The sequence below is a fragment of the Pseudomonas sp. GD03862 genome (assembly GCF_029840855.1).
Classification (GTDB): Bacteria; Pseudomonadota; Gammaproteobacteria; order Pseudomonadales; family Pseudomonadaceae; genus Aquipseudomonas; species Aquipseudomonas alloputida.
Window position 1 is genome coordinate 1 of the sequence record NZ_JAOCDI010000016.1, and the last position, 13804, is coordinate 13804.

General features: G+C 60.5%; 13 protein-coding genes. 3 read left to right on the plus strand and 10 right to left on the minus strand.

The annotated features are described in order from the left end of the window. On the plus strand, positions 1-355 hold a 355-nt coding region (locus N5D53_RS12620; protein WP_279840394.1), incomplete at its 5' end, for a hypothetical protein. 362 nt (positions 356-717) lie between these two features. Here the strand turns inward: N5D53_RS12620 and msrQ are convergent. The 9 genes from msrQ to mrcB all read right to left on the minus strand — a co-directional run bounded on the left by msrQ (position 718) and on the right by mrcB (position 10592). Beyond that, positions 718-1329, minus strand: coding sequence for a protein-methionine-sulfoxide reductase heme-binding subunit MsrQ (gene msrQ, locus N5D53_RS12625; protein ID WP_064491452.1), 612 nt, complete (start codon positions 1327-1329; stop codon positions 718-720). Then, on the minus strand, positions 1329-2342 hold the full coding sequence (gene msrP / locus N5D53_RS12630; protein WP_003250049.1) for a protein-methionine-sulfoxide reductase catalytic subunit MsrP: 1014 nt from the start codon (positions 2340-2342) through the stop codon (positions 1329-1331). The genes msrQ and msrP overlap by 1 nt, the downstream gene beginning before the upstream one ends. A 79-nt stretch (positions 2343-2421) precedes the next feature. Further along, on the minus strand, positions 2422-3273 hold the full coding sequence (gene pssA, locus N5D53_RS12635; protein ID WP_003250045.1) for a CDP-diacylglycerol--serine O-phosphatidyltransferase: 852 nt from the start codon (positions 3271-3273) through the stop codon (positions 2422-2424). Between the two features lie 150 nt (positions 3274-3423). Beyond that, entirely contained in the window at positions 3424-4440 is a 1017-nt protein-coding gene (gene ilvC / locus N5D53_RS12640) for a ketol-acid reductoisomerase (RefSeq protein ID WP_003250043.1), read from the minus strand. 56 nt (positions 4441-4496) lie between these two features. Next, positions 4497-4988: an acetolactate synthase small subunit gene (gene ilvN / locus N5D53_RS12645; protein WP_003250040.1), complete on the minus strand. Its 492-nt coding sequence runs from the start codon at positions 4986-4988 to the stop codon at positions 4497-4499. Position 4989: 1 nt separating this feature from the next. Continuing rightward, complete coding sequence (locus N5D53_RS12650) at positions 4990-6714, minus strand: acetolactate synthase 3 large subunit (RefSeq protein ID WP_064491454.1); 1725 nt, start codon at positions 6712-6714, stop codon at positions 4990-4992. 408 nt (positions 6715-7122) lie between these two features. Beyond that, positions 7123-7455 (minus strand): YqcC family protein, encoded by a 333-nt coding sequence (locus N5D53_RS12655; RefSeq protein ID WP_003250034.1) that lies wholly within the window; start codon positions 7453-7455, stop codon positions 7123-7125. Beyond that, positions 7455-8255, minus strand: a complete 801-nt coding sequence (locus N5D53_RS12660; RefSeq protein WP_010955334.1) for a tetratricopeptide repeat protein — start codon at positions 8253-8255, stop codon at positions 7455-7457. The genes N5D53_RS12655 and N5D53_RS12660 overlap by 1 nt, the downstream gene beginning before the upstream one ends. Positions 8256-8270: 15 nt before the next feature. Further along, the gene (gene mrcB / locus N5D53_RS12665) at positions 8271-10592 is read right to left on the minus strand and encodes a penicillin-binding protein 1B (protein WP_010955335.1); all 2322 of its coding nucleotides are present in this window, start codon (positions 10590-10592) and stop codon (positions 8271-8273) included. A 115-nt stretch (positions 10593-10707) separates the two neighbouring features. On the opposite strand from mrcB, the gene N5D53_RS12670 reads away from it, so the two are divergent. Next, positions 10708-12270 (plus strand): bifunctional aminoglycoside phosphotransferase/ATP-binding protein, encoded by a 1563-nt coding sequence (locus N5D53_RS12670; protein WP_190869977.1) that lies wholly within the window; start codon positions 10708-10710, stop codon positions 12268-12270. A gap of 158 nt (positions 12271-12428) precedes the next feature. Next, positions 12429-12707, plus strand: coding sequence for a TfoX/Sxy family protein (locus N5D53_RS12675; protein ID WP_010955337.1), 279 nt, complete (start codon positions 12429-12431; stop codon positions 12705-12707). Positions 12708-12887: 180 nt separating this feature from the next. On the opposite strand, the gene N5D53_RS12680 is transcribed toward N5D53_RS12675, so the two are convergent. Further along, entirely contained in the window at positions 12888-13772 is an 885-nt protein-coding gene (locus N5D53_RS12680) for a ChaN family lipoprotein (RefSeq protein ID WP_190869976.1), read from the minus strand. Positions 13773-13804: the final 32 nt, after the last annotated feature.

Consider the following 13804-nt stretch of genomic DNA (forward strand, 5'->3'; position numbering starts at 1 on the left):
GCGAGAAACTCGTTTAGCTTCAAACACTTGGCTCGCTGCGATCTCTCGTAGCGGGAGGCGAATCATACAGCACTTGGAAGCGCTGTCAACCATCATCTCAACCGCTTTCGATCATTTGATCGTAGCCCTTACAGCACCTTCAGGATTGTCTAACTCATTGAATTTCAAGGAGTTTGTCGTTCCGTTGTCGCTGGAAGTGGGGCGCATTATAAGGGGATTCGAGAGGGCGTCAACCTTTAATTTCAAGAAAGTGAAATATAAGGGGGAAAGACCGTATCAGGGCTGCCAAGTGTTCGCCACAACAGTTTCAGCGCCTGTGAGATCGAGCGCCGCCCGCGCGGCGCTTCGCGGGTAAACCCGCTCCTACGTTTGTTTCGGGCCAATTATGCCTGTGGGATTCGCGCGCGAACGCCTTGGTGCCTGTCTCGATATCGCGTCGTACCAACAAGGCGGTCGCGCGCGCCAGGCACAGGAGGGACTGGCCCGAAACAAACGTAGGAGCGGGTTTACCCGCGAAGCGCCGCGCGGGCGGCGCTCGGTCTCATAGGCGGTGAATGTCTCAAGCCGGACGCGGGCGGCGCTCGGTCTCACAGGCGATGGATGTCTCGAGCCGGACGCGCGCGGCGCTCGATCTCACAGACGCCAGAGAAACAAAGGCGGGCCCTCTCCACAGCCATTGCTATCTCAAGGCAGACCCTTGGCAGCCCCACCCCACTCTCAAACCGCCCTACCCTGCTTCCTGGCAACCCTGGGAAGAGCCCGCGCAACAGCAGGTATCCGCAATACCATCAACACAGCCCCAATAAACGCATAGATGGCCCATTCCCGAAGGTCCGAGCGCACGATCCAAAGGAAATGCAACAAGCCCAACCCAAGCACCGCATACACCAACCTGTGCAGCTTCTTCCACCGCGCCCCAAGCCGCCGTTGGCTATACCGGTTCGAAGTGACCGCCAACACCAGCAAACCCAGGAACCCCAGCGCCCCCACGATAATGTAGGGCCGCTTGCGCAGCTCCACCGCCAACTGCCCCCAATCCAGCCCAAGAATAAAGAACAGGTAACAGAGGATGTGCAGCACTATATAAGCGAACACCCACAACCCCAGCTGCCGGCGAACCACGATCCAGCCAGACCAGCCCGTCAGCTTCTGCAGTGGGGTCATGCTCAAGGTCACCAACAAGAAGGTAAGCGCCCCAAGCCCAAGGCGATCCATCATGATCTTCCCGGGATCAGGCCCCAGCAGGTTCATCGCCGCTTCATATAGCCACCACACCGGGAACAGGCAGCCTACGATGAAGATGGCCAAGCGAAACCAGGGGTAACGCATCAGTAGTTCTTCCGCAGATCGAGCCCGGTATACAGCGACGCCACTTCATCGGCATAGCCATTGAACATCTGTGTCTCCCGCACGTTGGGGCTGAACAACCCGCTGGGCAAACGACGTTCGCGCGCCTGGCTCCAGCGCGGGTGGTCGACTGTCGGGTTCACATTGGCATAGAAACCATATTCATCCGGCGCCAGCCCTTCCCAGGTAGTGCCGGGCTGCTCCGCTACCAGGCTGATGCGCACAATCGACTTGATGCTCTTGAAGCCATACTTCCAAGGCACCACCAAACGCAACGGCGCACCGTTCTGGTTGGGCAGTTCCCGGCCGTACATACCCACCGCGAGAATTGCCAACGGATGCATCGCCTCATCCAGGCGCAACCCTTCTCTATAAGGCCAGTCGATCAAGGCGAAGCCAGAACGCTGCCCAGGCATATGCTGCGGATCCTTCAGCGTTTCGAAACGCACATAACGCGCACTGGAAGTCGGCTCGACCTGCTTGAGCACCTGAGCCAAAGGGAACCCCAGCCACGGAATGACCATCGACCACGCCTCTACGCAGCGCAGCCGATAGATCCGCTCCTCAAGCTGATAGGGTTTGACGAAGTCCTCCAGTGCATAGCGTCCGGGCTTGCCCACCTCACCATCCACCACAATGGACCACGGTTCGGTCTTCAGGCTGTCGCCATTGGCCGCCGGGTCGCCCTTGTCGGGCCCGAACTCGTAGAAGTTGTTGTAGTGAGTGGCATCCTTGAACGGCGTGATCGCCTCGTCCTTCACCGTCACCGCCTGCCAGCGCGTGGCCGCGAGCTTGTCAGTGAACCAGGCCGGCGCGGCCCCAGCCTGCACATCGGCATAACGCGACATTTGCGCCGCGCCCACCCCGCCCGGCAATGCGCCTAGCGCCAAGCCAGCCAATGAGCCACCCAGCAGGGTACGACGGGAAAGGTAAATGCCTTCGGGGGTGATCTCCGACGCTTTGCACTCGGAAGACCTGGGAAGCTTGATAAGCATGAACGGCTCCATAGCACTGAGTAACGGATGTACCAGTAAGACTATGGAGCCGTGAGGTTATTCCAGCGTTAAGTGATTTTCACGCTTTGCGACGGCGCGCCTTCAGCAGGAACTGGATCGGCCCCGATGCTGCATAGGCGAGGAAGATCAACAGAAGGATACGCGGTGGGTCGCTGAACACGACGGCAAATACCAGCACCACCGCCAGGATCGCCACGAACGGCACGCGCCCCTTGAGGTCCAGCTCCTTGAAACTGTTGTACTTGATGTTGCTGACCATCAGCATGCCAGCAGCAGCCACCAGCAGCGCGACCAGGAACGACAGCTTGGAGCCCTGGATGCCATAGTCACTGAACGCCCATACGGTGCCCGCCACCACACCTGCGGCAGCCGGGCTGGCCAGGCCGATGAAGTAGCGCTTGTCGGCGGTACCGACCTGGGTATTGAAGCGCGCCAGGCGCAACGCGGCACCGGCCACATAGATGAAGGCAACCATCCAGCCGACCTTGCCCATGTCACCCAGCGCCCAGCCGAAGGCCAGCAAAGCCGGGGCCACGCCGAAGGCGACCATATCCGACAGCGAGTCATACTCGGCACCGAAGGCACTCTGGGTATTGGTCATGCGCGCAACGCGGCCGTCCAGGCCGTCGAGCACCATGGCCACGAAGATGGCGATAGCGGCAAAAGCGAAGTACTTGCTCGCCTCGCGCGGGTCGCCGGCACTCAGGGCGCTCTGTGCGCTCATCGAGCTGATGATGGAATAGAAACCGGCAAACAGGTTGGCGGTGGTAAACAGGTTGGGCAACAGGTAGATGCCGCGGTGGCGCACCTTGCGGCCTTCGGCGTCATGCCCTTCTTCAACGTGCTCATCGACAGGTAGCAGGCTTTCGGCGTCGGAGGGCTTGTTCGGCTCTTCGGGACGTTCGCTCATGGAGGGTACCTTGCAACAGGATGGAAAATGTTCGACACGGGCCCGCGAAACAGGTTCTGACAGCGAGCCACTGGTCTGCTTTATACCAGAAGCTGGATGCCAGAACGAAAAAACGCGGCCGAAGCCGCGTTTTTCATCTATCGATAAGACTTAGTTCTTGGTCTTGTCGACGATTTTGTTAGCCGAGATCCACGGCATCATCGAGCGCAGCTGCTCGCCGATGATTTCGATGCCGTGAGCGGCGTTGTTGCGACGCTTGGCGGTCATCGATGGGTAGTTGGTAGCACCTTCGGAGATGAACATCTTCGCGTACTCGCCGTCCTGGATGCGCTTCAGGGCATTGCGCATGGCCTTGCGGGATTCTTCGTTGATGACTTCCGGGCCAGTGACGTACTCACCGTATTCGGCGTTGTTGGAGATCGAGTAGTTCATGTTGGCGATGCCGCCTTCGTACATGAGGTCGACGATCAGCTTCAGCTCGTGCAGGCACTCGAAGTAGGCCATTTCCGGCGCGTAGCCAGCTTCGACCAGGGTTTCGAAACCGGCTTTGACCAGCTCGACGGTACCGCCACACAGAACAGCCTGCTCACCGAACAGGTCGGTTTCGGTTTCGTCCTTGAAGGTGGTTTCGATGATACCGGTACGGCCACCACCTACGCCCGAAGCGTAGGACAGTGCGACGTTCTTGGCGTTGCCGGAAGCGTCCTGGTAGATAGCGATCAGGTCAGGGATGCCGCCGCCTTTGACGAACTCGGAGCGAACGGTGTGGCCCGGGGCTTTCGGCGCGATCATGATCACGTCGAGGTCGGCACGCGGAACAACCTGGTTGTAGTGGATCGAGAAACCGTGAGAGAAGGCCAGGGTAGCGCCCTTCTTGATGTTCGGCTCGATTTCGTTCTTGTACAGAGCGCCCTGGAACTCGTCCGGGGTCAGGATCATGACCAGGTCAGCCGCAGCGACAGCGGTAGCAACGTCGGCAACTTTCAGGCCGTGGGCTTCAGCCTTGGCAACGGTAGCCGAACCTTTACGCAGACCGACGGTAACGTCTACACCGGAGTCTTTCAGGTTGCACGCCTGAGCGTGGCCCTGGGAGCCGTAACCGATGATGGCGACTTTCTTACCCTGGATGATGGAAAGGTCGCAGTCTTTATCGTAGAAAACTTTCATGAAAATACCCCTGGTTATATCTCGGCCCCTGCGGAGCCATCGCTAATTTTTTGGATTTAGATGCTGAGCACTTTGTCGCCACGGGCAATGCCGGTAACGCCGCTGCGCACGGTTTCCAGAATCGATGCAGTGCCGATCGCCTGGATGAAGCTGTCCAGTTTGTCGCTGGTACCGCTCAGCTGCACGGTGTACACGCTGGCGGTCACGTCGACGATCTGGCCACGGAAGATATCCGTGGTGCGCTTGATCTCGGCACGCTGGGCACCGGTGGCCTTGACCTTGACCAACATCAGTTCACGCTCGATGTGAGCGCTTTCCGACAGGTCGACAAGCTTGACCACTTCGACCAGCTTGTTCAGGTTCTTGGTGATCTGTTCGATCACTTCGTCATGGCCAACGGTGGTCAGCGTCAGACGCGACAGGGTCGGGTCTTCGGTTGGCGCTACAGTCAGGCTTTCAATGTTGTAGTTGCGCTGGGAGAACAGGCCGACCACGCGGGACAACGCACCTGGTTCGTTTTCCAGCAGCAGGGAAATGATGTGCCGCATATCAGGTACGCTCCGTCTTGCTCAGCCACATGTCACGCATCGAGCCATCCTTGATCTGCATCGGATAGACGTGCTCACTGCGGTCAACCGCGATGTCGATGAACACCAGACGGTCCTTCATCGCAAACGCTTCTTCCAGCTTCGGCTTGAGGTCCTTCAGGCTGGTAATGCGGATACCCACATGGCCATAGGCCTCGGCCAGCTTGATGAAGTCAGGCAGCGACTCGACGTACGAGTGCGAGTGACGACCGTTGTAGGCCATGTCCTGCCACTGGCGGACCATGCCCAACACACCGTTGTTCAGGTTGACGATCTTCACCGGCAGGCCGTATTGCATGCAGGTGGACAGCTCCTGGATGTTCATCTGGATGCTGCCTTCGCCGGTCACACAGGCCACGTCCTGATCCGGGAAGTTGAGCTTGACGCCCATCGCCGCCGGGAAGCCGAAGCCCATGGTGCCCAGGCCACCGGAGTTGATCCAGCGGTTTGGCTTGTTGAAGCGGTAGTACTGCGCGGCAAACATCTGGTGCTGGCCCACATCGGAAGTGACGAAGGCGTCGCCATTGGTCACTTCACACAGTGTCTCGATCACTTTTTGCGGTTTGATGACGTTGCCATCGCCCTTGTCGTAAGGGAACAACTCGCCATTGCCACGCCATTCGTCAATCTGCTTCCACCAGGCATCCAGCGCCGCCTTGTCAGGCTGCTCGCCGATTTCCTTGAGGATGCCGAGCATTTCGTTGAGCACGCTGTCGACCGGGCCGACGATTGGCACGTCGGCCTTGATCATCTTCGAGATCGACGCCGGGTCGATGTCGATGTGAATGATCTTGGCGTTCGGGCAGAACTTGGCCGGGCCGTTTACAACGCGGTCGTCGAAACGCGCACCGACGGCAAAGATGACATCGGCATGATGCATGGCCATGTTGGCGGTGTAGCTGCCATGCATGCCGAGCATGCCGAGGAACTGGCGGTCGGTACCCGGGAAGCCACCCAACCCCATCAGGGTATTGGTGACCGGCAGGTTCAGCGACTTGGCGATTTCAGTCAGGGCTTCGGAGCCACCGCCGAGGATCACACCGCCACCGGAGTAGACGACCGGCCGCTTGGCCGCCAGAAGCATCTCGGCAGCCTTGCGGATCTGGCCGGAGTGACCGCGGACCGCCGGGCTGTAGGAGCGCAGCTTGACCTTTTTCGGGTAGACGTACTCGAACTTCTCAGCCGGGTTGGTCATGTCTTTTGGAATGTCGACCACGACTGGACCTGGACGACCGGATTGCGCCAGGTAGAAAGCTTTTTTCAGAACTTCAGGGATCTCGGTCGGATTCTTGATCATGAAGCTGTGCTTCACGATCGGCCGCGAGATACCGATCATGTCGGTTTCCTGGAAGGCATCGGTGCCCACCATGGTGCTAGGCACCTGGCCGGACAGGATGACCATCGGAATCGAGTCCATGTAGGCGGTGGCAATGCCGGTAATGGCATTGGTCGCGCCAGGACCGGAGGTTACCAGCACCACACCGGCCTTGCCGGTGGCGCGAGCGTAGCCGTCCGCCATATGGGTGGCCGCCTGCTCGTGACGAACCAGGATGTGTTCCACTTCCGGTTCTTTGAACAGTGCGTCGTAAACATGCAGGAGAGCACCACCAGGGTACCCGTAGATGTGCTTAACGCCTTCGTCACGCAAGAAGCGGACGACCATCTCAGCGCCAGATAAAAGCTCCACGTTGTTCACCTCTAAAACGCCAGAATACCGCCCTCACTGGACGGGTCTTAATAGGTTTACTGCCAAGCAGAGCATGAGCGAACGTCAGCACTGACTGAGCAAGTATTGGGAGATCCCCAGAGTGTTGCGGGGGTTTCCCACCCAGCGCGAGGTAACGCGTTGCGGGGTGTAACAGGTCGGCGCGGGTGTGCACCTCATGATCTGCTTAGCGGGTCTGCTTCTGGCAGTCCCTCTACAGCGGAAGTTGGATTCTTGTGATTCGGCGCCAACAAGTCAAGAAAAATTATTGCCAATTTTTCCTCAAGATGAATTCCTGCCGCCACTAAAAATCGCTTCAGCAGCAGAATTAAGAAGATTTCCAAAAAAAAGGGCCACAATCTGCGGCCCTTGACGGAAAAACTGAAGAAATCAGGCGGAAGGAGCGATCAATTGATCAAAAGCTGCCAACAGGCGGCGTAGCTCACGACTTTGCTCCGGCCGGTCGGTAAACACCGTTTCGGCCATGACAAGGATGCTCGATGCATTGGGCAGCGGGTGGCCCAGCTCGATGATGATCTTCATGCGGGGCAGGAAGATCCATTGCAGCCACTGCTCAAAACTGAGGGTATCCACGGCGAACGGCACCGTACTGGCCAGTGCCTCGTCGCTTGGCGGCTCGTCATCCCACCAGCCTTGCACCTGCAGCTCGCGCTCGATCAAGAGCAGGTGGTCGGCAATATCCAGCACGCGTTGCTCGATCATCACGAATTGACCCGCGCCTTTTGCCGGGCCAGCGCAGCCCCAGCGCTGTCACCCTGCTTTTCACGGGCCTGGGCGATCGTGTTCCAAAGCTCTGCCTGCAGGCTTGGGCGGCCGTTGGCGTAGGTCAGGGCGCGGCGCGCCAACTGCTCGGCCTGCGCCGCATCACCTTGCGAAAGGCGCACCTGGGCCAGGCGATACAGCACCTGAGGCTCACGCGGAGCAATACGCTGGGCACGCTCCAGGCTCGAAGCGGCACCGTTGAAGTCGCCGCTGCCCTGCTGCGTCTGCGCAGTGGTCAACAGTGCCAGCACAGGACCGTCCAGCTGCTCGTCGGCCGACAGGCCACCGGCGGCGGCGCTGCGCGGAATACCGGTTGGCGCACTGGCGCTTTGCGGGGTGCTGTTCATCGCAGCAATGTCGAAGGGTTCATCGGCAATCGGGTTGGGATTGGTGGTCATCGGCGCCGAACTGACAGGCCCTGTACTGATCGGCCCTGGCGTGATCGGCGAGGTACTGATCGGCGCGGCGCCATTGGACGCCGGGAACGTCTGGATGCCCGATGCGCCTGCGCCCTGCGGGATCATCACGGTGACACCGGAATCCTCCGGCAGCGTCTGCGCCTGGGCGGTGCCGGCGTTATAGCCACCCGCCGAGCGGTTGGCCGTCACGCGTTCGCTGTTGGACACGCGGGTGCTCGAATCGACCACCGGAATATTGCCACGCGGGACGCTGGAGCACCCCTGGAGCACAGCCAACGCCGTCACGGCAGGAAACAGCCACTTGTTCACATCACACCTCATCAATGCAGCCTGTGCTTAATTCATCCAGCCTTTGACCCAGTCCATTACCGATTCTACTGGGTCCTGCTCGCCGCCACAGGCTGCGCCGGCCGGCGGCTCACTCCCGCGAATATACGGCATCTGCACCGCTCCCGGACAGCTGGCATCAGACCCATGGCCACTGTAGGGGTCGATCCAGGCCTGCACCACGTTGTCCGGTTGCGGCATGTCCAGCGGCAGCGGGTCGGCCTTCTTCATGAAGCTGGTCCACACCTGCAAGGCGCCGGTGGCGCCGGTAAACGGTGTCTTGCCGTTATCGTCACGCCCCATCCACACCACGGCCAGCAGATCCTGACTGAAGCCGGAGAACCAGCTGTCACGCGAGTCGTTACTGGTACCGGTCTTGCCCGCCAGGGTCAGCGAGCGTGGCAAGGTGTTGTACACCGAGCGCCCTGTACCTTCGCGCATTACGCGCTGCATGGCGTTCTGCACCAGGTAAATGGCACCTGGGTCGAAGGTTTGCTGGATCTGGAACGGGTAGCGCTTGAGCGGCTCGCCCTCGGCGGTGAGCACACTGCGGATGCCGCGCATCGGCGTGTTGAAGCCGCCGTTGGCGATGGTCTGATACATGGTTGCCACCTGCATCGGCGACATGCCACCTGCCCCCAGCAACATGGCCGGGAATGCAGGCCAGTCGACATTCACGCCCAAGCGACCAATGGTCTTGATCACGTTCGGCACACCCACTTCCAGGCCGAGCTTGGCGGTCGACAGGTTGTAGGAGTTGGCCAGCCCCTGGTACAGGTAGATAGTGCCATGCGGGCGGCGGTCATAGTTTTGCGGGCGCCAGACTTGGCCGTCAGCCCCCTTGACCGAAAATGGCTCGTCCTGCACCCAACTGGTCAGGGTGTACTTGCTCGGCTGCTCCAGCGCAGTCAGGTATACCGACGGCTTGACCAACGAGCCGATCGGCCGCACAGCATCGATGGCCCGGTTGAAGCCGGCGAAGCCTGCCTGGCGGCTACCGATCAGCGCCTGTACTTCACCGGTCTCAGGGTTGGTCACGACCATCGCCGCTTCCACATCGTCTGCCCCCTTGCGGCCCGCCAGGCGCTTGAAGGTCTCGCTCATCGAGGTTTCGGCCTTCATCTGCAGGATCGGGTCGAAGCTGGTAAAGATGCGCAGGCCTTCTTCGGTCAAGTCTTCGTCGCGGTAATCCTGGCGCAACTGTCGCTTGACCAGGTCGAGGAAGGCCGGGAACGAGCTGTCCGCCAGGCTGCCACGCTTGGTCACGCCCAACGGCATTTTCTTCGCCGCATCGACTTCTGCCTGGCTGGCCACGCCCTGTTCGGCCACCAGGTCGAGCACCAGGTTGCGGCGAGCCAGGGCCCGCTCGGGATGACGCCGCGGGTTGTAGTAGGACGGGCCTTTGACCATGCCCACCAGCAGGGCGATCTGATGCAGTTTCAGCTCGGACAGCGGCTGGCTGAAGAAGAACTGGCTAGCCAGACCAAAGCCGTGCACCGCGCGCTGACCGTCCTGGCCGACGAACACCTCGTTGAGGTAGGCCTCAAGGATTTCGCGTTTGTCGTAGTGCAGTTCGAGCAGGACCGCCATCATCGCCTCGGTCAGCTTGCGGCTGAGGCTGCGCTCGCTGCTGAGGTAGAAGTTCTTCACCAACTGCTGGGTCAGGGTACTGCCACCCTGGCGCATCGAGCCGGACGACGTGTTGACCCACATGGCCCGGACGATGGACTTTGGCGACACGCCGAAGTGGCTGTAGAACTCGCGGTCCTCCGTTGCCACCAGGGTTTCGAGCAGATATTTGGGTACCTGATCAATCTTGATCAGGATGCGGTCTTCGAGATTTTTCGGATAGATGCCGCCGATCATCAGCGGCTCCAGCCGCACCACGTCAAGCGCCTTGCCGTTGGCACCGGAAAGGCCCGCAACGTAATCGCCAGAGAAGCGCACGCGGACGAACTGCGCCGGTTCCATGCCCTCGTAGAACTGGAAGCCACGGGTATTGAGGTCGACGGTATTGCCGTTGACGGACGCAGCGCCCGGGCCGTTGGCCGCGCTTTCGCGACGGTAGCCGAGCGCATCGAGCTCGGTGAGGAAGTCGTTCTTGCTCAACTTCTGGCCGGTGAACAGCTCCAGCGGTCGGGCATACACTTTGGCCGGGATGGTCCAGCGCTTGCCGGAGAACTTTTCCTGGACGACGGCATCGAGGTAAACCGCGAAGCCGGCAACGATCACCAGGCCAACCAGGCTGAGCTTCAAAGCCCAGCCCAGCCAGGCGCGGGAGCGGCCGGTCGGGCGTTTCTGAGGGGTGCGGGGATTTCGGGTTCGGGTCATGGCGGCGGATTATACGCACTTTATAAAGGCTGGGCAGACGGCCCGGCGGTAGGCAGGGACGGCACCATTGACCATAATGGCGCATTCGAATTCCCTTGCCCCGGAAGGATTTGCCGTGAGCCAAGCTCTTATTACTGCGTTGCAGAACCCTGCCCTGTACCCTCACCCCGTGGAGGGGTTTCAGCTCATCGAGACGCATATCTCCTGGGTCCTGCTCACTGGCGAATACGCCTACAAGATCAAGAAACCGATGAATTTCGGCTTCCTGGACTTCACCGGACTGGACCAGCGCCAGCATTTCTGTAACGAAGAATTGCGCCTGAACCAACGCCTGACCGAAGGCCTGTACCTGGAAGTGTTGCCGATCACCGGTAGCGTCGACGCACCGCAGATCGGTGGCGAAGGTGAAGCCATCGAGTATGTGCTGAAGATGCGCCAGTTCCCCCAGGGCCAGATGCTCAACACCCTGCAGGCCAATGGCGAACTGAACGCCACGCACATCGACCAGATGGCCCGGCAGATTGCCGAGTTTCATCTGCAGGCCCCACGTGTGCCGATGGAACACCCGCTGGGCACGCCAGACAGCGTGATGGCCCCGGTGGAGCAGAACTTCGAGCAGATTCGCCCATTCCTCAGCGACAAAGCCGATCTGCAGCAAGTCGACGCCCTGCAGGCCTGGGCCCGCAGCAGCTTCGAGCGCCTGCATGGCCTGCTGGAAAAGCGCAAGGCCAAGGGCTTCATCCGTGAGTGCCACGGTGACATCCACCTGGGCAATGCCACCTTGATCGATGGCAAGGTGGTGATCTTCGATTGCATCGAGTTCAACGAGCCTTTCCGACTGACCGACGTCTACGCCGACACCGCCTTCCTGGCCATGGACCTGGAAGACCGCGGCCTGAAGTGCCTGGCCCGACGCTTCATCAGCCAGTACCTGGAACTGACAGGGGACTACGAAGGCCTGGAACTGCTCAACTTCTACAAAGCCTACCGCGCGCTGGTGCGGGCCAAGGTCGCACTGTTCAGCATGCCGGCCGACGCTGATGGCGTTCAGCGTGCCACCACCCTGCGCACCTACCGCAACTACGCCAACCTGGCCGAAAGCTACAGCGCCATCCCGTCGCGCCTGCTGGCCATCACCCATGGCGTTTCGGCGGTGGGCAAAAGTCACGTGGCCATGCGCCTGGTCGAGGCCCTGGGTGCAGTGCGCGTGCGTTCGGACGTAGAGCGTAAGCGCCTGTTCGGCGAACAACCGCAGGCCGACGCCGGCCAGCTGAGTACCGGCATATACGACCAGGACGCCAGCGCAGCGACCTATCAGCGCCTGCACGAGGTAGCAGCGACCGTGCTGCGCGCCGGCTTCCCGGTGGTGCTGGACGCCACCTACCTCAAGCGTGAACAACGCCAGGCTGCGGCAGACGTTGCCAGCCAGACCGGCGTGCCGTTCCTCATCCTCGACTGCCACGCGCCAGAGGCGGTCATCGCCAGTTGGCTGGAGCAGCGCCAGGCCGAAAACAGCGACCCGTCGGATGCCACGCTGGAGGTGATCAAGGCCCAACAGGCCAGCCGTGAGGCGCTGGATGCGCAGGAGCTGGTGCACAGCACCCGCGTCGATACCCAGGCTGCCGGCAGCATGGATCAGGTGATCGAGCAGATTCGCCAGCGGTTGCCTGGCCTGTAAGTTCGTCACCTTCCTGTGCCTGCCCGCCAAGGGGCAGGCACAGGCCGCTCACCCTCCGATGGCAAAAAGCCGCATATTTCCCAACGCCCGCTACACTCCTCTCAGACCTGCTCGCGATTTATCCCCCCATTCCCGTTCAGCCATCGCAAGGAGGCTCGATGAACGATGAATTGCAGCATCTGAAGAACCTTGGCAAGACTTCTGCGCAGTGGCTGCATGCGGCCGGCATCCACAGTGCATCGGATTTGCGCCGCCTGGGCGCGGTGGGTGCGTACCAGGCCGTGAAGACACGAGGGTTCCGTGCATCGAAGGTGCTGTTGTATGCCATTGAAGGCGCCCTGCTGGACATGCACTGGAACGATTTGCCGCTCGAACGCAAGGAAGCACTCAACCAACAATTGGACGCGAAAAACCCTACGCAAAAAAAACCCAAATAATCGGGGTAAAGGGATTGACGGCTAAATGAGAATTGTTATGATTATCGCAACTGGTCGCGAGACTGGTTGGATAAGCTAAGAGCCCCTGGTTCGGACTCTCAGATTATCTCCTCATCAGGCTAATCACGGTTATTGACCCGGCAATTTGCCGGGTCTTTTTTTGCCTGTGCCTTTTCAGGATCAGCGCCGCAGCTGCGCACAATAATCCTGCTCCGGCATCGCTGCCGTGTACCACACATAATCAGCCTCGCCAGGCTCGATTCGCTCGCCCACCTCAGCCAGCAGCAATACCTTGCTCTCCCCCGATGCCCCCAGGTCAGCCAGATGCAAGGGTATGCCCAGGTCCTTGCGCACATGGTAAGCCCCGGCAAACAGCAGTGCCGGTTGCGGTGCCGCCTGCAAGCGCTCGGCCATGCGCCGGTCGCGCTGCTGCTGAACGGCCAGCATCGCCGGTAACCGGTTTTCTGGCAGCATCCCGCAATGCCCGGCGCGCACGTGTTCCAGCAAGGCAGCCTTTACCGCAGGTGCATTGGACTTTTCGCCCTGCACCGGAGCCGGCTGTCGATAGGCCTGACGCATCTCGGCGGGCGAAAGGTTGGCGGCCAGCAACGTCACCCGATGTTGCAAGGCTTCGGTGACAATCGGCCCGTACAACTGCCAATCCCAGCCCTCCTGCCAGGCCAGCGCCTTGGGCAAGTCTTCCGGCAAAGGCTGCCCCGCCAGCTTGTCCACCCGTGATTGCTGTTCGGGCTGCAGCATCTCCAGCAGCAGGCTGCCCTGCGTACGCTGGCCTTGCAGAGCGCGCAACAGCCACAGTTGCAGCGCGTGATGGTCAGGGTTGTCGTGCTTCTCGCCGACAAGCACTCGGGGTGCGTCAGCCAGGCGCTCCACCAGCGTTTCAGGGCTTATGATCTGCTCACTGGCCAGGTCGACAATCGTTCCCAGCTCGGCGTGCGTGCGACCGTTACTGCTCTGCCAGGCGGGCAACGGCGGCAGGCTGGCCTGACAGCCGCCTATCGCCAGTACCAGGCACAGCGAGAAACCGGACAGCAGCGGGTGTCGCATCGTCAGTTACTCCATGTCATCCACAATTTGAA